Here is a 22008-nt window from a genome sequence, read left to right as displayed (position 1 = left end):
ACGGTGTGCGGATAGCTTCGGAAAGGGGAGCAAAGATGTCAACGCTCACGAAGGTGCGCGATCCGCGCCGGTGGCTGATCCTGATCGTGCTGTGCCTGAGCAGCCTGGTTCTGGTCGTGGACAACATGGTGCTCACGGTCGCGATCCCACAGATCGCCACCGACCTCGGCGCGAGCGCCCAGCAGATCCAATGGATCATCGACGCTTACCTGCTGGTCTTCGCGGGCCTGCTGCTCACCTCCGGCAGCCTCTCCGACCGGTTCGGCCGCAAGCTGGTGATGATCATCGGGCTGGTGATCTTCGGCGCGGCCTCCCTGCTCGCGGCCTACGCGGCCAGTCCGGAACTGCTGATCGCCGGGCGCGCGCTGATGGGCATCGGCGGGGTGCTCATCATGCCGAGCACGCTGTCGATCCTGATCACCGTCTTCGACGACGACGAACGACCCAAGGCGATCGGCGCCTGGAGTGCCGTGGCGACCCTGGGCCTGGTCGGCGGCCCAGTGGTGGGTGGTGTGCTGCTCGAACACTTCTGGTGGGGTTCGGTTTTCGTCATGAACGCGCCGATCGTCGTGGTCGCTCTCGTCGCCGCGCTCGTGCTCATGCCCGAATCGAAGGGTCCGTGGCGCACGCCCGACTTCCCCGGCATGCTCACCTCCATAGTCGGCATGACCGCGCTGGTCTGGACGATCATCTCGGTGCCGCACGCGGGGTGGACCGATTCCGGGGTGCTCGCCGGCTTCGCCGTGACGGTCGTTGCCCTCGCCGCCTTCGTCGTCCGTGAGATGCGCGCCGAGTCCCCGATGGTTCCGCTGCACTTGTTCCGCGACCGCACCTTCACCGGGTCGAGCTTCTCGCTGGTGCTGGTGACCTTCGCCAATGGCGGACTGGTGCTCGTGCTCACCCAGTACCTGCAGTTCGTGCTCGGCTACACCCCGATGCGCACCGCGCTCGCCTTCACGCCGATGGCGGTGACGCTGCTGCTCGCCAACGGGATCGGTGCGGTGCTGGTCGGCAAGCTGGGAGCGCGGATCGTCACCATCGCCGGGCTCGTGGTGGTCGCCGCCGGTTTCGCTGTCCTCGCCACCCTCGACGCCGGGGCGAGCTTCACCCTGCCCGCCGTGGCGATGGCGCTGCTCGGCGCCGGTGGTGGTCTGGCCATGCCCGCCGCGATCGGCGCGCTGATGAGTGCGGTTCCCGAGGACCACGCGGGTGTGGGTTCGGCGCTCAACGACACCATCCAGCAGGCGGGCGCCGCGCTCGGCGTCGCGGTTCTCGGCGCCATCCTGGCGGGCACCTTCGCGGGTGCCATGCCGGACTCCGCGCCGGACGCGGCGCGGGAGTCCATCGCGGGTGCTCTCGGCACCGGAGACGCGGGGTTGATCGGCCTGGCCCGCGACGCCTTCTGTACCGCCATGCAGGTCACGTTCGGTGTGGGTGCGCTCGCCTCGGTCGCTGCCGCGGTGCTCGCGGTGGTGCTGATGCGGGACGTGAAAAAGCCTGTAGCCGAGACAGATTCGGCGCCGGAGGCGGTGGGCGTCTGACGCCACGGCTCGACGCGCCGCGAGGACGCCGCGGACGTGGCGAGCCCTGATGGGCCAAGGGTCCAGCGGCCGGAAGTCATCCGACTTCCGGCCGCTGCCGGTGTTTCGAGTGTTCAGTGGTGCGTTTGCAGCGAAGCGCTCAGGTTCTCGGCCGCTGCGGTGTCACTGGATCAGCGGTGCCCTTGCAGTCCGGGGGTGACTGCGTCGATCAGGGCGACCGCGTCGTCGTAGGGGATGTCGACCACCGAATACGCCTTCTTGCCCGCGGCCGTGGCGGCGACCACCGTGGCCAAGCCGGCGCGGCGCTGCCAGAAGGTCTGGCGGATGGTCCAGCCGATGATGCCGGGGGCTTCGAGGCAGTCGCGATTGCGGTCGAGGCTGCCGCGGCGGGTGATGAGCCAGGTGGGGCCGGTGTCGGCAGGGAGGACGCGGTGACCCAGGCTGCGGTACCTGTCCTCGGCGAGCGCCGCCATCAGCCCGGCGAATACCACGGGCGCCACCCAGATCCACACGGGCAGTGGGCCTTCGACCAGCGCCAGCACGATCATGGCGACCAGCAAGATGCCCACCGGCCAGGCCGCCCGCACATACCGACGCCGATGCGCCGCGCGACCGTGCGAGATCAAGTCGACAGTACCCAGCATGGTGCCGGAAATATCCTGCGACACAGCGGAGTCCGACTTGGCGAGCTGCGGTCGTCGATGAGTGCGCAGGAGTTCGTCGAGGGTACGTTCGACGGCCGCACGCGGCGCCTGGGGGAGCACCTTCTGACGCGGATTCTCCCCGGTCATGATCATTTCCAGCTGGGCGGCGCGGGCCGCACGCAGCAGCAGCGGATCGTTGAGCGTGGCGCCACGGAAGCGGGCCAGGTCGAGGGTGATCTGGCGGGTGGTGAAGAGCCCGTGTCGCAGGTGCAGTGTCGAGCCGTTGTCGAGCACACGCAGTCCGTACCACGTCGCCAGGTACTGCCCGCAGGCGGCGAGGCTCACCAGCAGCAGCGTGAGCACGACCATCGCGGCGATCACGAGGGCGACCACGGCGACGCTGTCGCGCCCGATCTCCTGTGCCGGAGCGGATTTCACGATCCACTCGAGCACCCCGTACTGCGCCGCCAACCCGGCGATCGGGGCGACGATGGCCAACCCGGTCAGCGACAACGGTGCGTACCGAACCCAGGCGGGTCGCCAATGCCCGATCTCGACACCGGATTCGTGGACGGGTGCGGCGTCGTCGGCCGGCCGTTCTTCGGACCGACCGGTGTGGGAGAGCAATTCGGTACGCAAGGTGGGAATCCGGCTCGTGTCGAGCGCGTCGAGCTTGAATTCCTCGTCCTTGGCGGTATCGGTCCCGGTGCCGATGGTCAGCACCGCCAGACCCAGAACCCGGTGCAGCAGATCGGCTTCCACATCCACCGAGCGGATCCGTGGCCGCGGCACCGACAGCGTCCGGCGGCCGACGACACCGGTGCGCAACTGCACGTGATCGGCGTCGATGCGGTAGGTCGTGGTGAACCACCGCAGCACACCGAACGCGGCGACGAGCAGTACCGGGATCAGGCTCCACAGCGGATTGCCGCTGGTGGTACCGACGATCACCGAACCGAGCAGGACCGGAATGTATTTCACGATCTCGGTGACCGGATACACCAGCAGCATGCGTGGATCGAGTCGCTGCCATGGTGTCTCGCTCATGTGGCGTCTCCGCGATGCTGGGCGGCGATAGCGGTCAACCGAAGCACCGTCTGCTCGGCGACGGGCAGGTCGAGCGCGCTGATCTTCACCGCCCCGGCCGACGACGCCGTGGTGACCGTGACCGTGGCCAGCCCGAGTATCCGCTCGAGCGGGCCGCGCTCGGTGTCCACCGTCTGCACGCGCGAGATCGGCGCCACCCGGGACTCCTGATCCAGCCACCCCACCCGCGTGTACACGGCCTCGTCGGTGACCTCCCACCGGTGCACCGCGAACCGCCACAGCGGGACCACGACGACCCCGAGCACCGCGAGCGCGACCAGCGCCAGCCCGGCGACCAGCTGCCAGCCGCGCCGGTCGTCGACGAACATCCACACCGCGAGTGCCACCGCGAGCACGACGATGCCGACGGCGTTCTCCAGCGCCCACAGCAGTTTCGCCTTGGAGCTGGGCCGCCAGGCCGGGTCGGCGAGGATGGTTGAACGCGGCAACGACATGCTGACATCGTGGCACGAGGGTGCGACGCGTTCGCCCGGCTCGGGAATATGTGCCCACGCGGCCGAGGTTGTGGCCGAGGAAGACGACCCTCGCGCGCCCGCAACGGGCGGCGTGACCAGCCCACCACACGTTCGGGAGAGAAGTAGCGCATGATCGACGGGGTGAGCGACCTTCCACTGCCGAGCGTTCCGCCGAACCCGCCGAGTGCCTCGGCCATGCGCCGGGCGTTGCGACGGGCCCGCGACGGCGTCACGTTGAACGTCGACGAGGCCACCGTCCTGCTACACGCCACCGGCGACGACCTGGCCGACCTGTGTGCCAGCGCCGCCCGGGTCCGCGACGCCGGGCTCGAATCCGCGGGCAGACCACGCACCATCACCTACTCGCGCAATGTGTTCATCCCGCTCACCCGCCTGTGTCGCGACAAGTGTCACTACTGCACCTTCGTGACTGTGCCGGGCAAGTTGCGGGCCGAGGGCAAGGGAATGTTCCTCGAACCCGACGAAGTGCTCGAGATCGCCAGGCAAGGTGCGGCGCTCGGCTGCAAGGAAGCCCTGTTCACCCTGGGCGACCGCCCGGAGGACCGCTGGCCCGAGGCCGCGCAGTGGCTCGACGAACGCGGCTACGACTCCACCCTCGACTACCTGCGCGCGGTGTCGATCCTCGTGCTAGAGGAGACCGGGCTGCTGCCGCACCTGAACCCCGGTGTGATGAGCTGGAACGAGATCGCGCGGCTCAAGCCGGTCGCCCAGTCGATGGGCATGATGCTCGAGACCACCGCCACCCGGCTGTTCACCGAGAAGGGCGCCTGCCATTTCGGCAGCCCCGACAAGGACCCGGCGGTGCGGCTGCGCGCCATCACCGACGCGGGCAGGCTCTCGGTGCCCTACACCACCGGCATCCTGGTCGGCATCGGTGAGACGCTCGCCGAACGCGCCGACTCGATCATGGCGATCCGCAAGCTGCACCGCGAGTTCGGGCACATCCAGGAAGTGATCGTGCAGAACTTCCGGGCCAAGTCCGACACCGCCATGCGCGACGCGCCCGATGCCGATGTGGCCGAGTTCCTCGCCACGGTCGCGGTGACCAGGCTGCTGCTCGGCCCTGATGTCCCGGTGCAGGCGCCGCCGAACCTGGTGTCGCACAGCGACTGCCGCGCCCTGATCGACGCGGGTATCGACGACTGGGGCGGCGTGTCTCCGTTGACGGTCGACCACGTGAACCCCGAACGTCCGTGGCCCAATCTCGACACGCTGCGCGAGATCACCGAGGCGGCCGGCTTCACCCTCGCCGAACGCACCTCCGCGCATCCGAAGTATGTGCGCGCGGGCCACCCGTGGATCGATCCGCGCATCGGGGCGCACGTCGCGGCCCTCACCGATCCGGCCACCGGGCTGGCCAGGTCCGAGGCGATGCCCGTCGGGCTCGCCTGGCAGGAACCCGACGAGTCGTGGGACTCGGCGGGTCGGGTGGACCTCAACACCGCCATCGACTCCGAGGGACGCATCACCGACAGCCGCAGCGACTCCGGCCTCGGCCAGGAGATGGTCGGCGCGTTCGGCGACTGGGAGACCATTCGCGAACACGCCCGCGACCTGGCCGTCACCGCACCCGAAAGGCTCGATTCCGAGGTACTCGACGCACTGCGCGCCGCCGAGAACGACCCGGCGGGCCTGACCGACGACCAGTACCTCGCACTCGCCACCGCCGACGGCGTGGCACTGGATGCCGTTGCGGCCCTTGCCGATCAGCTGCGGCGCGAGGTGTCCGGTGACGAGGTCACCTACGTGGTGAACCGCAATATCAACTTCACCAATATCTGCTATACCGGCTGCCGGTTCTGCGCGTTCGCCCAGCGCAAGGGCGACGCCGACGCCTTCACCCTGAGCACCGACGAGGTGGCCGACCGGGCCTGGGAAGCCCATGTCGACGGCGCCACCGAGATCTGCATGCAGGGCGGCATCGACCCCGAACTGCCCGTCACCGGGTACGCCGACCTGGTGCGTGCCATCAAGGCCCGCGTCCCGTCGATGCACGTGCACGCCTTCAGCCCGATGGAGATCGTCAACGGCGCCTCCCGTGGTGGGCAGAGCATCCGCGACTGGCTCGCGGCGCTGAAAGAGGCCGGTCTCGGCTCGATTCCCGGCACCGCCGCCGAGATCCTCGACGACGAGGTGCGCTGGGTGCTCACCAAGGGCAAACTGCCCACCTCCGCCTGGATCGAGGTGATCACCACCGCCCACGAACTGGGCATCCCGTCGAGTTCGACCATGATGTACGGGCACGTCGACAACCCGAAGCACTGGGTCGGTCACCTGCGGGTGCTGCGCGAAATCCAGGACCGCACCGGTGGTTTCACCGAGTTCGTGCCGCTGCCGTTCGTCCACCAGAGCGCCCCGCTGTACCTGGCGGGCGCCGCGCGTCCCGGCCCGACCAACCGCGACAACCGCGCCGTCCACGCCCTCGCGCGCATCATGCTGCACGGCCGCATCCACAACATCCAGACCAGCTGGGTGAAGCTGGGCACGGTCGGCACCCAGATGATGCTCACCGGCGGCGCCAACGACCTCGGCGGAACGCTGATGGAGGAAACCATCTCCCGCATGGCGGGCTCCCAGCACGGCTCGGCCAAGACCGTCGCCGAACTCACCGAGATCGCCGCGGGCATCGACCGCCCGGTCCGCGAACGAACCACCACCTACGGAACCGTCGAGCCGAAGGCTGCTCCGATCGCGCTGACGATCAGCTAGACCCACTTCGGGCGGGACCCTCGTCCTATGCGCAGATTGCATGAATCCCAGGACGTCGATATAGCATTGCTGTTATGTCATGGGGTACCATCGAGCTCGAACATGAGGTGCGGGATTGGCTCGAGAAGCTGTCCACCGAGATGTTCGCGCGAGCGGCGTTCCACGTCGATCTGTTGGCCGAGTACGGGCCCCTGCTCGGCGAGCCGCACACGCGACAACTCGATGGAAAGCTCCGCGAGCTGCGATTTCACCTGGAATCCGAGGCGACTCGGGTGTCCTACTGGATCGCGCCCGGCCGCCGCATCATCCTGCTCACGGTATTTGTGAAGTCCAGGATGCGGGAGCGCCGCGAGGTCGACCGCGCTCGCAAGGCGATGCAACGTTGCGTCGTCGAGCGACACACGGCTGAGGAGGACGAGAGCGATGACTGAGAGAGCCGATTGGGCCGAGATGCGCGACCGCCGTCTGCGGGAGCCTGGTGCGGCTGAGGCGTACGCGGCGGCGAAACTCGCCTACGAACTCGGTCGCGATATCCGGCGCATGCGCGAGGACCGGGGCTGGACTCAATCTGTTCTGGCCGATGCCGCGGAAATGACTCAGTCGGCTGTCGCCCGATTCGAGGCGGGCGGGACGATCCCGAGCCTTCCGGTGCTGGAGCGGCTGGCCCGCGCACTCGATGCCGACCTGGTCGTACAGGTACGCCCGCGGGTTGCTTGAGTTCGAATTCGAGTCCGGCCTCACTCGAAGCCGTTGCGATGAACTAGTTAGGGCAGGCTGACCTGGGGGTAGCGTGTAGTTCGGGATAGGGTTCGGGGGGCGGAGTTGGCCCCCGCAGCTGTGGACAGACTAGGAGAACGGCAGTGCCGTACATCATCGCTGAACCGTGCGTTGACGTGAAGGACAAGGCGTGCATCGAGGAATGCCCCGTGGACTGCATCTACGAGGGTGGCCGCATGCTCTACATCCAACCCGACGAGTGCGTTGACTGTGGTGCGTGTGAGCCGGTCTGCCCCGTGGAGGCGATCTTCTACGAGGACGACACCCCGGACCAGTGGAGCGGCTACATCAACGCCAATGTCGACTTCTTCGACGAACTCGGGTCGCCCGGCGGCGCGACCAAGGTGGGCAAGGTCGACTACGACCCGGCCTTCATCAAGGCGCTGCCTCCCATGGCCGAAGAATGAGCACAGGGGTGCCGACCCGTGGCCGGGTGAGCAGCCTGCTGCCCGACTTCCCGTGGGACACCATCGCCGCGGTCAAACAGAAAGCCGCCGCGCATCCCGGCGGGCTGGTCGACCTGTCCGTGGGCACACCGGTCGACCCGGTGGACCCGCTCATCCAGGCCGCACTCGGCTCCGTCGCGGCCGTTCCCGGGTACCCGACCACGCACGGCACCCCTGAACTGCGCGCCGCGGCCGTCGCCGCGCTGGCGCGCCGGTTCGGGATCACCGGTGTCGACCCGGCGGCCGTGCTGCCGGTGATCGGCACCAAAGAGCTCATCGCCGGACTACCGCGCCTGCTCGGCATCGGCGCCGACGACCTCGTCGTCATCCCCGAGATCGCCTACCCCACTTACGAAGTGGGCGCCCTGCTGGCCGGTGCGAAGCCGTGGCGCGCCGACGGCCTCACCCAGATCGGCCCGCAGAACCCGGCGCTGATCTTCGTGAACTCGCCGTCCAACCCCACCGGCAAGGTGCTGCCCGTCGAGCACCTGCGCAAGGTGGTGGCCTTCGCCCGCGAACGCGGCGCGGTCGTCGCCTCCGACGAGTGCTACCTGGGCCTGGTCTGGGAGGGCGAGGCGGTCTCCATCCTCGACCCGCGCGTCTGCGACGGCGACCACACCGGCCTGCTGGCCATCCACTCCCTGTCGAAGACCTCGAACCTGGCCGGCTACCGCGCCGGTTTCGTCGCGGGCGACCCCGAACTGGTCGCCGAACTGCTCGAGGTGCGCAAACACTCCGGCATGATGCTGCCCTTCCCCATCCAGGCCGCCATGACCGCCGCCCTCGCCGACGACGCCCACGAGGCGACGCAGCGCGAGCGGTACCGCGCCCGCCGCGACACCCTGCGAAAAGCCTTGGAGCAGGCCGGTTTCCGCATCGACTTCTCCGAGGCGGGCCTCTATCTGTGGGCCACCCGTGGCGAAGCGTGCCGGGTCACCCTCGACTGGCTCGCCGACCGCGGCATCCTCGCCGCCCCCGGCGACTTCTACGGGCCCCGCTCCCCGGAGCACGTCCGTATCGCCCTCACCGCCACCGACGAACGCATCGCCGAAGCGGCGGCCCGGCTCTCCTGAGACGGCCGGGTCCGATTGCCCCGCATCCTGTCTCGCGCGCGAATCGGTTAGTGTCCGCACAGTCGAATTCGGCGCGAACAGGATCGAAAGGCTCGCAACACATGCACGGGGTGGATTTGGTCGCGGGCACGGTGTTCGCCGGATATCGGATCGAGCGGGTACTCGGACGCGGTGGAATGGGCACCGTATACCTGGCCGCACATCCCCGCCTGCCGCGGCGGGTCGCGCTGAAACTGCTGAATCGCGACCTGTATTCGGACCAGGAGGTGCGGGCCCGGTTCGAGCGCGAAGCCGACGTGTCGGCCCGCCTCGACCACCCCGGCATCGTGTCGGTGCTCGATCGCGGTGTCGAAGACGGGCTGATGTGGATCTCCATGCAGTACGTGGACGGCACCGATGCCTCGGTGTTCCGTGGTCGCCCGCTGGACCCCGCCCGCGCGGTCGACATCATCGCCCAGACCGCCGAGGCCCTCGACTACGCCCACGAGCGCGGTGTGCTGCACCGGGACGTGAAACCCGCCAATATACTGCTCTCCGCCGGCCGGGGCCGGGATCGCGTGCTGCTCACCGATTTCGGGATCGCCCGCCTGCGCGGTGACGCCCGCCAGCTCACCCGCACCGGTGACTTCCTCGCCACCCTCGCCTACGCCTCACCCGAACAATTGTCCGGAGCGACTGTGGATCACCGGTCCGACCAATACTCGCTCGGTTGTTCTCTGTACACCTTGCTCACCGGCGAAAGCCCTTTCCCCGCAGACAATCCCGGTGCCGTCGTCGCCGCGCATCTCACCAAGCCGGTGCCGCGCGCCTCGGACCGAGTAGCCGGTCTGGCGCCGGGTCTCGACGCGGTGATCGGCCGTGCCATGGCGAAGGACGCGGCTGAGAGGTTCGGCAGCTGCGCCGAATTCGGTCAGGCTGCGGTCGCGGCATCGGCCGGTGTGGCTGCCACCCCGGCACTGACCGGCGCCCCGCAGCGCACCGGACCGGCGCTGTCGCCCGCGGAAACGCGACGCTACCCGGCCATGAGCGCTTCCGCCGCACCGTCGAGTGCTCCCACCGGAACTTCCACTACTCCAGACGACCTACGAACGGCTGCCGCGCCTCATCCGGGTGCTCGGGCGGCGGGTCCGCGCGAGACCGAGGTGCCGCGCAAAGCTGTCTCGTCTCGATGGCGGGCGCTCGCGGTGGGTCTGCTCGTACTCGCGATGATCGCCGGAGTCGGCGTTGTCGGTGCGGGCGCGGTCTACTGGAAATTCGTTCGGCCGCAGCGTGTTCCGCCTCCGCCGACCTGGGGCGAACACTCTTCGATCGCCACGGCGTTCCCGAGCTTGATCGCGTCGAATCCGGCCGGTCGTGGCTGGCGCGATGCCGCCTGTTCGCCGACGTCCACGTTCGTGGTCGCTCCCGGCGACCCGGCGCCCGTTCGCCAGATCTCGTGCACCGACGCCGACGGCGTCATCACCTGGTTCACCGCGTACCCGTCGGCCGCCGACGTCGAGAACTATTTCTCCCGCCACACCGTCATCCATGACGTCCGGGCCCATCCCGCACGGAACTCGGCCATCGCCGTCGCCCGCTCCAGCGACCAGGGCGCGCCGTTCACCCTCGCCGTGCGCGAGCGCGATCACAGCGCCACCGCCGAGATTCTCGTCGAGGTCTCCTGGCCCGGCCACACCTTCGACGAGACCTACGGATCCTGGTTCGAACAAGCGCCGCTCTGACTCGGACGTGCGGTCGTACTGGTTGCGCGAGCTCACCGATCAGCCGGTCGGGTACTTCATGGGCGGCTCGTACAACAAGGACATCGACAGGTGCACCGGCGTTCTCGACTCCGAGGACTTCGGCGCGCGCGAATACCGCGCTCGGCGTGAACCACATCGACAAGACGTGGTTCGAATCGGCGGAGTGCTACCAATTCGCGCGTGCTGAACGAGGCCACCGACAACTACGGCCGCCTGCACGGGTCCCCGGGCCTCTACCTCATCGACGGTGCCCTGATCTCCGGCGATACCAGCGTGAATCCGTTCGTCACCATCACCGCGCTCGCCGAACGCAATATCGAACGGATCATCGCCGACGACCTCTGACAGCGCGAGCTGCCCGGCACCGGGCAGCTCGCGAGGCGCTCAGATCAGCGGCTTGCCCCGGCGCCGCCTGCGCCGCATGTCGGCGAGGGTGGCGTTGAAGGGGAAGCTGCGGATGGGGCGCGGCATGCGGCCCCAGACCGCGCCGGTGGTGCGCAGCAGGCGGGCGAGGCGGCGTTCGTCGCGTTCTGTCCAGGTGAGTCCGAGTTCGTTGCGCAGGTGCTCGGGGAGCAGGCCGGTGGTGAACCAGCGATGGAAACGGGCGAAGACCACGCGCAGGGGTGGGTAGAGCATCCGCAGGTCGAGCAGGCCGTCGAAATAGGCCTTGATGGTGTCGTCGACGCTGGTCTCGGCCAGGTTCTCGGTCCAGTACGCCTCGAAGGCCGCGCGATCGGCGGGCCACATCTCGCGCGGCACCTGCAGGGTGGTGCCGAAACGGTGGGCGTACTCGTAGAACGAGTCGGCGGTGTCGTCGTCGATGGGGCCGTGCAGGCGCTCCATCAGGTCGACCGAGCCCCAGTACAGGCAGGCGGCGACCCACATCTGCAGGTTCTTGTCGAAGGCGTTGTACTTCACCGGGCTCTCGGGCGTGGAGTGCACGTGCCGGTGCGCGCCGTTGATCGCGGTGCGGTAGGCGGCGCGGTCCTCGTCGGTGCCCATCATCGCCACCGACAGATAGGTGATGGTGGTCCTGGTGCGCTTGAAGGGGTGCAGCATGATGCTTCCGCTGTGCACGCGCGATTCCGCGACGCCGTAGCCGACCGGGGCCAGGCTGAGCTGCATGATCACGTTCGCCGTTGCGCCGAAGAAGACGGCGGCGCCGTCGACGTGATCCCGGATGTCGAAGTCCGCGGGTCCGGTGTGGCTGGACCGCGAATGCGCGAGGCTGGTCATCGTTGACCCCAATTCGTCGGTGAGAGAGTTGTAGCTTGAATGTCTCATTCTGTCGTCGGGGTGTCAACGGGCGGTGGCGGGTGCCGCCGGAACGCGCCGGGCTAGCGTGGACGGATGTCCTACGGTCCGCCGCTGCTGCTCGCCTCGTTGAATCCGCTCGCCGTCGCCGCCGGGGACGACATTCCCGATGCCGTCACCATCGATGATGCCACCGTCTCGCGCGGTGATCTGCTGGGTGCGGCCACGTCGGTCGCCGAACGGATCGGACGCGCCGAACGGGTGGCGGTGCTGGCCGAGCCGACCCTGCGGACCGTGCTCGCCGTGGTCGGTTGCCTGATCGCCGGGGTGACGGTCGTCCCCGTCCCGCCCGATGCGGGAACCGCTGAGCGCGAACACATCCTGCGCGATTCCGGGGCCCAGGCCTGGCTCGGGGCCGCGCCGGCGGGCACCGATCTGCCGGTGGTTCCGGTGCGGCTGCACGCCCGGTCCTGGCACACCTACCCCGAGCCCGACCCGTCGGCCATCGCCTTCATCCTCTACACCTCGGGCACCACCGGCGCCCCCAAGGGCGTGATGCTCAGCCGGGGCGCCATCGCCGCCGGGCTCGACGCGCTTGCCGACGCCTGGAACTGGACGCGCAAAGACACGCTCGTGCACGGACTTCCGCTGTTCCACGTGCACGGCCTGATCCTCGGCCTACTCGGACCCCTGCGCATCGGCAGCCGCTTGATCCACACCGGCAAGCCGACCCCGGAGGCCTATGCCGCCGCCGAAGGAACGCTGTACTTCGGGGTGCCGACGGTATGGTCGCGCATCGCCGAAAAGCCGGAAGCGGCCAAGGAATTGAGCCGGGCCCGGCTGCTGGTCTCGGGCAGCGCGCCGCTGCCGGTTCCGGTATTCGAGAAACTCGCCGAGCTCACCGGGCACGCGCCGGTGGAGCGGTACGGCATGAGCGAAACCATGATCACCCTGTCGACCAGGGCCGACGGTGAACGCAGGCCGGGCTGGGTCGGTACACCGGTGCGCGGCGTCGAGACCCGGCTGCGCGACGAAGCGGGCAATCCCGTCCCGCACGACGGCGTGAGCATCGGTGGCCTGCAGGTTCGCGGCCCGATGCTGTTCGACGGCTATCTCGGTCGTCCCGACGCCACGGCTCTCGACTGGACCGAGGACGGCTGGTTCCGCACCGGCGACGTCGCCGTCATCGACGCCGACGGCTTCCACCGCATCGTCGGCCGCGAGTCCATCGACCTGATCAAGTCCGGTGGGTACCGGATCGGCGCGGGGGAGATCGAAACCGCCTTGCTCGGGCATCCGGCGGTCGCCGAGGTCGCGGTGGTCGGGCTGCCCGACGACGATCTCGGACAGCGGATCGTCGCCTTCGTCGTCGCCCGCGACACCGGCTCCAGCGACCTCGCGACCGAACTGATCGCCCATGTGGGCGACCAGCTTTCGGCTCACAAGCGGCCGCGTGAGGTCCGCTTCGTCGACGCGCTGCCGCGCAATGCGATGGGCAAGGTGCAGAAGAAGTCGCTGACCTAGCGGTTCGTGCTGCCCCGCGCGCTCAGCCGGCGAATCGGCCCGATCAGGGCGTGATACACCGGACGAACCACGCGTCCGGGCAGGTACCGGTGCCGTTCCTCGGCCCACACCCGTGCCCTGGCGTGTGAGGCCAGCGGCGACCACTTGTCCGGGTCCGGCGGGGCAGCGGTGTGAACTTCGATGCGGCACAGATGTTTTGTGTTGACGAAGCCGTACTGCTTCGGGCTCACCAGCCGGATGGGGGCGCCGTGGTCGCTGTCGAGGGGTTTGCCGTCGAGGCGGTCGGCGAGGAAGACGTCGTCGGCGAGGGCGTCTTCCAGCAGCACGACCGAGCGGAACTTGTCCAGACCCTCGAAGCTGAGGTGAGTGACCGTGACACCCGGGGTAAGCGCGGGCTCGATCACCAGCCGGTAGAAGTCGCGAAACGGCGTGCCTTCCCACCACAGGTCGGTCGCCGACCAGCCTGCGACGCAATGGAAGTCGGCCTTCTGTTCGCGTCGCGGCAGCTGTGCCAGTTCGGTGAGCGCGATGCTGACGGGCTCGATCACGGCCCCGCAGATCTCTATCGCGGGATGCTCGGGAACCGGCGGCGGCGGATGATGCAGATGCGTGCCGAAGCGGGGGAATCCGTCGACGGCGCGTTGGCCCGGGGGAAGAAGTGCCATGCCGATCCTCCTGTTATACGACTCCGTATAACAGCTGAAACTACTCCGTGCCGGTGGCCGCGTCGAGTATCGGCTTCGTCACCCCGGCAACGAAAAAGCCCCGCACTCGAGCGAGTGCGGGGCCTTTCGTTCAGCGGATCAGGGCTGGCCGGTCGCGAACGCGATCACCGCGTCCAGGAACTCCTGACCACCCATCACGTAACCACCGATCAGCATCCCGGCGGGGATGGTGAACAGCCACAGGAACGGGAAGAACGCGCCGATGATGCCACCGATCGCGATGCCCGGCAGGTTCTTGTTCACCTGGGCCATCAGGCGGTCGTAGGAGCTGATGTCCTTCAGCTCGGCGATGTTGCCGAGCTTGGCGGTGTCCTCCGGCGTCATCGAGGCGGCCAGCTTCACGCTACGGCCGTCCTCGGCGATCTGCGGCGTCACCGAGATCGGCAGGCCCGCGACCTCCGAGCGCAGCGCCGTCTGATCGACGGTGACGCCCTCGGCATTGCGCAGCAGCACGGCCGAGCCGTCGGCGGCCAGCTCGAAGCGGCCGTTGTCGACCGCCCAGGTGATGGTCTTGTCGGTGGGCGACACCGCGGTGGTGTAGTCGATCCCGTTGCTCACACCCGAAGTCACGCCCCCCGCAGCCACCACCGCGGGCTGTTCGGTCGCCACGGCGGGCTGACCGTTGGCGGTGGCCGCGGTAATCCCCACCGCGACAACCGACATCACAACAGCAGTAGTGAACTTTCCGAACTTCATTCTTGAATCCCTCCACATTCGAAAGCCCCCCGACCGGGTGGGCGAATTCAAGCTAGCTGACCCGAAAAGCCTTGCCGCAACGGGATACCCGTCGTCAACAAACCGCAATAAATGCGATATTGCCGAATGCGGGATTCAGTCGTTGGCGTGCAGCGCCGCATTGAGCTCGATACCGGTGCCCGAGCGCGGCACCACTTCCACCGCACCGGTGGTCGAATTGCGGCGGAACAGCAGATTGTTCTGCCCGGCCAGGGTGGCGGCCTTGACGACGGTGCCGTCGGGCGCGGTGACCTTGGTTCCGGCGGTCAGGTACAGGCCCGCCTCGAGCACGCAGTCGTTGCCGAGCGGAATGCCGAGACCCGCGTTGGCGCCGAGCAGGCTGCGCTCACCGACCGAGATGACGGTGGTTCCGCCGCCCGACAGCGTGCCCATCGTCGACGCGCCACCACCGATATCGGAGCCGTCGCCCACCACGACACCGGCCGAGATGCGGCCCTCGACCATCGAGTTGCCGAGGGTGCCCGCGTTGAAGTTCACGAAGCCCTCGTGCATGACGGTGGTGCCCGAGGCCAGGTGGGCGCCGAGGCGGACGCGGTCGGCGTCGCCGATGCGTACACCCGAGGGCACCACGTAGTCGACCATGCGGGGGAACTTGTCGATGCTGTACACGGTCACCGGGCCACGGGCGCGCAGCTTGATGCGGGTCTGCTCGAAACCCTCCACCGCGCACGGGCCGTGGTTGGTCCACACCACATTGCTGAGCAGGCCGAACTGGCCGTCCAGGCTCAGGCCGTGCGGCTGGACCAGGCGGTGCGAGAGCAGGTGCAGGCGCAGGTACACGTCGTGGGCGTCGGTGGGAGCCGCCGACAGGTCGGCGATGGTGGTCCGTACCGCGACCACCTCCACGCCGCGCGCCTTGTCGGGGCCGAGCAGGTCGGCGAACTCCGGTGCGTCGGCCGCGTCGAGGCGCTGGGAGCCGGTCTCGGTGAATTCTCCCAGCTCCGGGCTCGGGTACCAGGTGTCGAGGACGGTGCCGTCCGAGGTGATGGTGGCGATACCGACTGCGCTTGCTCCTTGAGTGCTCACGGGCCACATTTTGCCGCGTCGATCGATGTCGAGGTGGCGCGGGGGCTGTGCGTTGGACCACCCGGTCCGATTCCCGCACCCGGACACGGCGTCGTACCCGCGTACTACTGTCGAGATGTGACTCTCGATTTGCGCGCCGACCCCGTCCAGTTGACCGCCGCTCTGGTCGATGTGCCGAGCGTTTCCCGCGACGAGGCCGCCATCGCGGACCTGGTCGAGCAGGCGCTGCGCGATCAGACCACCGGTTTCGAGATCAAGCGCCACGGCAATGTGGTGCTGGCGCGCACGAACCTCGGCCTGCCGACCCGGGTGATCCTGGCCGGGCACCTGGACACGGTGCCCATCGCCGACAACGTGCCGAGCAGGCCCGCCGAGGTGAACGGGGAGCCGGTGCTGTTCGGCTGCGGCACCGTCGACATGAAGTCCGGTGACGCGGTATTCCTGCACCTGGCCGCCACCATCACCGACCCGGCCCACGACCTCACGCTCATCTTCTACGACGGCGAGGAGATCGCCGCCGAGTTCAACGGCCTCAACCACATCGAACGGGATATGCCCGAGTGGCTCCACGGCGACCTCGCCGTGCTCGGCGAACCCTCCGGTGGCTGGATCGAGGCGGGCTGCCAGGGCACGCTGCGGGTGCGGTTGAGTACCTCGGGTGTGCGTGCGCATTCGGCGCGGGCCTGGTTGGGGGAGAACGCGATTCACGCGCTGGCGCCGGTGCTGGAACGGCTCGCCGCCTACGAGGCGCGCCAAGTCGACATCGACGGCTGCGTGTACCGCGAAGGGCTCTCGGCGGTGCGCGTCTCCGGTGGCGTCGCGGGCAATGTGGTGCCCGACGTGGCCGAGGTGGACGTGAACTTCCGCTACGCCCCCGACCGCACGGTCGAGCAGGCCATCGCCCACGTGCGCGAGGTCTTCGACGGGCTCGACGTGAGTTTCCGGGTCACCGATTCCTCGCCCGGCGCCCTGCCCGGTCTCACCGCACCGGCCGCCCGCAGCCTCATCGACTCGGTCAACGCCCACGGCGGCGGCGGAGTGCGCGCCAAGTACGGCTGGACCGACGTCTCGCGCTTCGCCGCCCGTGGCATCCCCGCCGTGAACTTCGGCCCCGGCGACCCCAACCTCGCCCACAAGCGCGACGAACACGTCCCGCTCAGCCAGATCACCGCCGTCACCGCCATGCTGCGCACCTACCTCACCGCGGGTGCCCAGTAGCGTGGAGGACATGTCGAGCGAATCCGTGGATGAACAGGTGGGGAAGGCCAAACCGAAGTTCCGGGGGCCGGTGATGTTCCGTCGCGAACGCAAGCCGGGAGCGCGGACCGCGGACCGCAATCTTCTCGACACCCGTCAGGACAGCGAGTGGGTGCACACGGATCCGTGGCGGGTGCTGCGGATCCAGGCCGAGTTCGTCGAGGGCTTCGGCGCGCTGGCCGAGGTGCCGCCCGCCGTCACGGTGTTCGGCTCGGCGCGCACGCCGGTCGACCACCCCGAGTACGCGGCGGCACGGGCGATCGGGTCGGCGCTCACCGACGCCGGTTTCGCGATCATCACCGGCGGCGGTCCCGGGGCGATGGAGGCGGCCAACCGTGGGTCCTCGGAGGCGGGCGGGTACTCGATCGGCCTCGGCATCGAGCTGCCGTTCGAACAGGGGCTCAACGACTGGGTGGACCTGGGGATCAACTTCCGCTACTTCTTCGTCCGCAAGACGATGTTCGTGAAGTACTCACAGGCCTTCGTCTGCCTGCCCGGCGGTTTCGGCACCCTCGACGAACTGTTCGAGGCGCTCACCCTGGTGCAGACCCGCAAGATCACCCGCTTCCCGATCATCCTGTTCGGCACGGCCTACTGGTCCGGGCTGGTGGAGTGGATGCGCAATTCGCTGGCCGGGTCGGGCAAGATCTCGCCGGAGGATCTGGACCTCATCCAGGTCACCGACAGCGTCGAAGACGTGGTGCGCATCGTCAAGGAGGCGACCGGCGGCGGCAACAGCGACATCGAACGGCTCGGCACCGAGGACCAGTGGTGAGCTACTCGATCTGCGTCTACTGCTCGGCGAGTACAACCGAACCGAAACTGATCGACCTGGCGTCTCAAGTAGGCACCGAAATCGCCCGTCGCGGTTGGCAACTGGTGTCCGGCGGCGGCCGGGTGTCGATGATGGGCGCGGTCGCGGCGGCCGCGCGGGCGGGCGGCGCGCACACCGTCGGGGTGATCCCCAAGCATCTGGTGCACCGCGAGGTCGCCGATACCGCCGCCGACGAACTGCTCGTCACCGACACCATGCGCCAGCGCAAACAGCTGATGGAGGAACGCGCCGACGCCTTCCTCACCCTGCCCGGCGGTGTCGGGACGCTCGAGGAATTCTTCGAAACCTGGACCGGCGGCTACCTGGGCGAACACACCAAACCCGTGGTCGTCCTCGACGCCGACGGCTTCTACCGCGGGCTGTTCGGCTGGTTGGACGAGCTGTTCGAGCGCAAGATTGTCACACAGCAGGCGCGCGACCGCATCGTCGTGGCCGCCGACCTGCCAGCCGCGTTCGCCGCGTTGACACCGGCCGCGGCCCGAGGGTAGGAGATCGACGTGAGCAACGACGCCCGCGACACCGTCAGTGTGTTCGACCTGGCCAAGAAGCTGCCTGGCATGGCCATGGACGCACCGCGCATGCTGCGCAACGCACCGGGAATGCTGGTGGGGCCCAAGGACAAAGCCTCCATCGGCAAGTACTTCCAGCGGCTCGCCCACCGGCGGCCCGACCGGGTGTTCCTGCGCTTCGAAGGCCGTTCCTACACCTACCGCGCCGCCAACAGCGAGGTGAACCGGTACGCCGCAGTGCTTTCCGCGCGCGGAGTCGATCGCGGCGACGTGGTCGGCGTGCTGATGACCAACCGTCCCGAGACGCTGTTCACCGTCCTCTCGGTGCTCAAGCTCGGCGCCACCGTCGGGTTGCTCAACTACAACCAGCGCGATCAGGTGCTGGCACACAGCATCGGTCTGCTCGACAGCGCGCTGGTCGTGGTCGGCGAGGAATGCGTCGAAGCGCTCGAGTCGCTGCCCGAGGCACCGGCGACCGTGCTCATGTCCGAGGAACTCGCCGAATCCGCGCGTGGCGCAACAGCTTCCGATCCGGCGGTCTGTGAGCAGGTGACGGCGGGCGAACGCGCGTTCCTGATCTTCACCTCCGGCACCACCGGCATGCCCAAGGCCAGCGTGATGACCCACCTGCGCTGGACCAAGAGCATGGCTGGGCTCGGCGGGCTCGGCGTGCGGTTGCGCGGCGACGACGCGCTGTACTGCTGCCTGCCGCTGTACCACAACAACGCGCTCACAGTAGCGCTGTCGGCGGTGCTGGCCGGTGAGTCGACCTATGTGCTCGCGCGCAAGTTCTCCGCCTCCAACTTCTGGGCCGAGATCGCCCGCGAAGGGGCGACGGCGTTCATCTACATCGGTGAGCTGTGCCGCTACCTGCTCAACCAGCCCGTACGGCCCGACGAGGACAACAACCGGGTCCGGCTCGTCGTCGGCAACGGGCTGCGGCCGGAACTGTGGGACGAGTTCCGCCGCCGCTTCGGCATCGACCGCGTGGTGGAGTTCTACGGGTCGAGCGAGGCGCCGCTCGCCTTCGTCAACGCCTTCGGTGTCGACCGCACGGCCGGGCTGTGCCCGCTGCCGTACGCGGTGGTCGAATACGACGACGAGACCGGTAAGCCGCGCCGCGGACGGGACGGGAAGCTGCGCAAGGTGCGCTCCGGCGGCGTCGGACTGCTGCTGGCGAAGGTGAACAACCGTCAGCCCTTCGACGGTTACACCGATGCGAAGGCCTCCGAATCCAAGCTGGTCCGCGACGGGTTCAAGAAGGGCGACTGCTGGTTCGACACCGGCGACCTGGTGCGCGACCAGCACTTCTGGCACATCGCGTTCGTCGACCGGCTCGGTGACACCTTCCGCTGGAAGGGCGAGAACGTCGCCACCACCGAGGTGGAGGGTGCGCTCGACCAGCACCCGAGCGTCGAGCAGGCGGTGGTGTTCGGTGTGGACATCCCCGGCACCGACGGCAAGGCGGGCATGGCCGCGATCACCCTGCACCCCGACGCCGAATTCGACGGCAAGGGGCTGGCCGCCACCGTGTACGAGCGGCTGCCGCTCTACGCGGTCCCGCTGTTCGTCCGGGTGGTCGCCGAACTCGAGCAGACCTCCACCTTCAAGAGCCGCAAGGTGGAACTGCGCAAGCAGGGCTACGCCGCCGATGCCGAGGGGCAGCTGTACGTGCTCAGCGGACCCACCGAGGGCTACGTTCCGGCCTACGACGGCTACGCCGACGACGTCGCCGCGGGTAGAGCTCCGCGATAGCGATGCCTGAACCCACCTTCTGTGGTCGGCCCGTGCCGACCGATCGCGCCCTGGTGATGGCGATCGTGAACCGCACCCCCGACTCGTTCTACGACCGGGGTGCCACCTTCACCGACCGGGCCGCGATGGATCGGGTGACGCGGGCCGTCGACGAAGGCGCCGATCTGGTCGACATCGGTGGGGTGAAGGCCGGACCGGGCGACACGGTCGACGCGGCCGAGGAAACGCGACGGGTGGTTCCGTTCGTCGCGGCGATCCGGGAGAAGTACCCGGAGCTGTTGATCAGTGTGGACACCTGGCGCGGCAAGGTCGCCAGGGACGCCGTGGCGGCCGGTGCCGACCTCGTCAACGACACCTGGGCCGGGGCCGACCCCGAGCTGGTGCACGTGGCCGCCGACCTGGGTGCCGGGATCGTCTGCAGCCACACCGGCGGCGCCGCGCCGCGCACCCGTCCGCACCGGGTCCGCTACGCCGATGTGGTCGCCGAAGTGACCGCCACCGTGGCCGCCGCGGCCGAGCGCGCGGCCGCCGCCGGGGTGCGTCGCGACGGAATCGTGATCGATCCCACTCACGATTTCGGAAAAAACACCTATCACGGGCTCGAGTTGTTGCGTGGAATCGACAGTCTCGTAAAAACCGGGTGGCCAGTGCTGATGGCCCTGAGTAACAAGGACTTTATCGGGGAGACTCTAGGTGTCGGTCTGACCGAGAGGGTCGAGGGCACACTGGCGGCAACCGCGTGGTCGGCCGCCGCGGGCGCTCGGGTCTTCCGGGTTCACGAAGTCGCCGAAACCCGGCGGGTCGTGGACATGATCGCCGCGATCCAGGGCATCCGGCCCCCCGCACGAACTCTGCGAGGTCTGGCATGAAAATCCAACACCGCGAGCCCGCCTGGGCCACTACCCACACCTGGGACACCCCTGACTGGACGGTCGGCGACCTGGTCGCCGCCAAAGCGGGCCGCACCGTTTCGGTGGTGCTGCCCGCCCTCAACGAACAGGACACCGTCGCCGACGTGGTGGCCAGTATCCGGCCGCTGCTCGGCACCCTCGTCGACGAACTGATCGTGCTCGACTCCGGATCCACCGATGCCACCGCCGCCCGGGCGCGACGCGCGGGCGCCGAGGTGGTGACCCGCGAGGAGGCCGTGCCCGAGCTCGAACCGGTCGCGGGCAAGGGCGAGGCGCTGTGGCGGTCGCTGGCCTGCACCTCCGGTGACCTCATCGCCTTCGTCGACTCCGATCTCATCGATCCCGATCCGGCGTTCGTGCCCAAGCTGCTCGGCCCGCTGCTGACCATGCCCGGCACCCACCTGTCCAAGGCCTACTACCGGCGCCCGCTGCGCCAAGGCGAGTCCGTCGACGCCAACGGCGGTGGCCGGGTCACCGAACTGGTCGCCCGCCCCCTGCTGGCGGCGCTGCGCCCCGAACTGGTCCAGGTGCTGCAACCGCTCGGCGGTGAATACGCGGGCACCCGCGAACTGCTCACCGCCGTCCCCTTCGCCCCCGGCTACGGCGTGGAGATCGGCCTGCTGCTCGACACCTACGACCGCCTCGGCCTGGACGCCATCACCCAGGTGAACCTCGGTGTCCGCACCCACCGCAACCGCCCCCTCTCCGACCTCGGCGTGATGAGCCGCCAGATCCTCGGCACCGCCCTGCGCCGCAGCGGCGTCCCCGACTCCGGCGCCCCCCTCACCCAATTCCCCCTCATCGCAGGCGAATTCATCCCCCACACCACCGAGGTCTCCCTCGAAGACCGCCCCCCGATGAAAACCCTCCGCCCCGAACAGGTCGCCGCCTGACACCTGCCCCGACCGCCTCGTCGTCCCGACGAGGCGGTCGTCGGCGGG

Annotated in this window: 20 protein-coding genes and 1 pseudogene; 15 read left to right on the top strand and 6 right to left on the bottom strand. The window is 68.7% G+C overall.

Going from position 1 to position 22008, the window contains the following annotated elements; translation table 11 throughout:
* Positions 1-35 precede the first annotated feature (35 nt).
* On the top strand, positions 36-1541 hold the full coding sequence (locus HYG95_RS03395; protein ID WP_181696555.1) for an MFS transporter: 1506 nt from the start codon (positions 36-38) through the stop codon (positions 1539-1541).
* Positions 1542-1711: 170 nt separating this feature from the next.
* Here HYG95_RS03395 and HYG95_RS03390 read toward each other — a convergent pair whose 3' ends face one another.
* A complete protein-coding gene (locus HYG95_RS03390; protein ID WP_181696554.1) occupies positions 1712-3232 on the bottom strand; it encodes a PH domain-containing protein in 1521 nt (506 codons plus the stop codon).
* A complete protein-coding gene (locus HYG95_RS03385) occupies positions 3229-3726 on the bottom strand; it encodes a PH domain-containing protein (protein ID WP_181696553.1) in 498 nt (165 codons plus the stop codon). The genes HYG95_RS03390 and HYG95_RS03385 overlap by 4 nt, the downstream gene beginning before the upstream one ends.
* Before the next feature lie 150 nt (positions 3727-3876).
* Here HYG95_RS03385 and HYG95_RS03380 point away from each other — a divergent pair, with 150 nt between their 5' ends.
* The 7 genes and pseudogenes from HYG95_RS03380 to HYG95_RS03350 all read left to right on the top strand — a co-directional run.
* On the top strand, positions 3877-6477 hold the full coding sequence (locus HYG95_RS03380) for a bifunctional FO biosynthesis protein CofGH (RefSeq protein WP_181696552.1): 2601 nt from the start codon (positions 3877-3879) through the stop codon (positions 6475-6477).
* A 74-nt stretch (positions 6478-6551) separates the two neighbouring features.
* Positions 6552-6908, top strand: a complete 357-nt coding sequence (locus HYG95_RS03375; protein WP_181696551.1) for a type II toxin-antitoxin system RelE/ParE family toxin — start codon at positions 6552-6554, stop codon at positions 6906-6908.
* On the top strand, positions 6901-7194 hold the full coding sequence (locus HYG95_RS03370) for a helix-turn-helix transcriptional regulator (protein WP_067485748.1): 294 nt from the start codon (positions 6901-6903) through the stop codon (positions 7192-7194). The genes HYG95_RS03375 and HYG95_RS03370 overlap by 8 nt, the downstream gene beginning before the upstream one ends.
* Positions 7195-7337: 143 nt before the next feature.
* Entirely contained in the window at positions 7338-7661 is a 324-nt protein-coding gene (fdxA, locus tag HYG95_RS03365) for a ferredoxin (protein ID WP_022566345.1), read from the top strand.
* Positions 7658-8773, top strand: coding sequence for a succinyldiaminopimelate transaminase (gene dapC, locus HYG95_RS03360; RefSeq protein ID WP_181696550.1), 1116 nt, complete (start codon positions 7658-7660; stop codon positions 8771-8773). The genes fdxA and dapC overlap by 4 nt, the downstream gene beginning before the upstream one ends.
* A gap of 101 nt (positions 8774-8874) precedes the next feature.
* Positions 8875-10494, top strand: a complete 1620-nt coding sequence (locus HYG95_RS03355; protein ID WP_181696549.1) for a serine/threonine-protein kinase — start codon at positions 8875-8877, stop codon at positions 10492-10494.
* Between the two features lie 201 nt (positions 10495-10695).
* Positions 10696-10860 (top strand): annotated as a pseudogene (locus tag HYG95_RS03350) (GMC oxidoreductase); the annotation flags it as partial.
* 39 nt (positions 10861-10899) lie between these two features.
* On the opposite strand, the gene HYG95_RS03345 reads toward HYG95_RS03350, so the two are convergent.
* A complete protein-coding gene (locus HYG95_RS03345) occupies positions 10900-11799 on the bottom strand; it encodes an oxygenase MpaB family protein (RefSeq protein ID WP_255494969.1) in 900 nt (299 codons plus the stop codon).
* 66 nt (positions 11800-11865) lie between these two features.
* On the opposite strand from HYG95_RS03345, the gene HYG95_RS03340 reads away from it, so the two are divergent.
* On the top strand, positions 11866-13293 hold the full coding sequence (locus tag HYG95_RS03340) for an acyl-CoA synthetase (RefSeq protein WP_181696548.1): 1428 nt from the start codon (positions 11866-11868) through the stop codon (positions 13291-13293).
* On the opposite strand, the gene HYG95_RS03335 is transcribed toward HYG95_RS03340, so the two are convergent.
* The 3 genes from HYG95_RS03335 to dapD form a co-directional block, all read right to left on the bottom strand.
* Positions 13290-13958, bottom strand: coding sequence for a molybdopterin-dependent oxidoreductase (locus tag HYG95_RS03335; protein ID WP_181696547.1), 669 nt, complete (start codon positions 13956-13958; stop codon positions 13290-13292). The genes HYG95_RS03340 and HYG95_RS03335 overlap by 4 nt on opposite strands.
* Positions 13959-14096: 138 nt before the next feature.
* Complete coding sequence (locus tag HYG95_RS03330) at positions 14097-14714, bottom strand: hypothetical protein (protein WP_181696546.1); 618 nt, start codon at positions 14712-14714, stop codon at positions 14097-14099.
* 135 nt (positions 14715-14849) lie between these two features.
* Positions 14850-15800 carry a 2,3,4,5-tetrahydropyridine-2,6-dicarboxylate N-succinyltransferase gene (gene dapD / locus HYG95_RS03325; RefSeq protein WP_181696545.1) on the bottom strand — a complete coding sequence of 317 codons (951 nt, stop codon included), beginning with the start codon at positions 15798-15800 and terminating at the stop codon, positions 14850-14852.
* 117 nt (positions 15801-15917) lie between these two features.
* Here dapD and dapE point away from each other — a divergent pair, with 117 nt between their 5' ends.
* The 6 genes from dapE to HYG95_RS03295 are packed head-to-tail and all read left to right on the top strand — an operon-like array spanning position 15918 to position 21960.
* Complete coding sequence (gene dapE, locus HYG95_RS03320; protein WP_181696544.1) at positions 15918-17018, top strand: succinyl-diaminopimelate desuccinylase; 1101 nt, start codon at positions 15918-15920, stop codon at positions 17016-17018.
* Between the two features lie 10 nt (positions 17019-17028).
* Positions 17029-17832: a TIGR00730 family Rossman fold protein gene (locus HYG95_RS24640; protein ID WP_181696543.1), complete on the top strand. Its 804-nt coding sequence runs from the start codon at positions 17029-17031 to the stop codon at positions 17830-17832.
* Positions 17826-18380 carry a TIGR00730 family Rossman fold protein gene (locus tag HYG95_RS03310; RefSeq protein WP_181696542.1) on the top strand — a complete coding sequence of 185 codons (555 nt, stop codon included), beginning with the start codon at positions 17826-17828 and terminating at the stop codon, positions 18378-18380. The genes HYG95_RS24640 and HYG95_RS03310 overlap by 7 nt, the downstream gene beginning before the upstream one ends.
* Before the next feature lie 9 nt (positions 18381-18389).
* A complete protein-coding gene (locus HYG95_RS03305; protein ID WP_181696541.1) occupies positions 18390-20156 on the top strand; it encodes a long-chain-acyl-CoA synthetase in 1767 nt (588 codons plus the stop codon).
* 2 nt (positions 20157-20158) lie between these two features.
* Entirely contained in the window at positions 20159-21025 is an 867-nt protein-coding gene (gene folP, locus HYG95_RS03300) for a dihydropteroate synthase (RefSeq protein WP_181696540.1), read from the top strand.
* Entirely contained in the window at positions 21022-21960 is a 939-nt protein-coding gene (locus HYG95_RS03295; protein ID WP_181696539.1) for a glucosyl-3-phosphoglycerate synthase, read from the top strand. Before folP ends, HYG95_RS03295 begins: the two co-directional genes overlap by 4 nt.
* The last annotated feature ends 48 nt before the right edge of the window (positions 21961-22008 follow it).

Origin of the sequence: Nocardia sp. GTS18, from assembly GCF_013839555.1 — a bacterium.
Lineage (GTDB): Bacteria > Actinomycetota > Actinomycetes > Mycobacteriales > Mycobacteriaceae > Nocardia > Nocardia rosealba.
The sequence above is the reverse complement of the archived record's forward strand: the minus strand, read 5'-3'. Positions and strand labels throughout refer to the sequence as shown.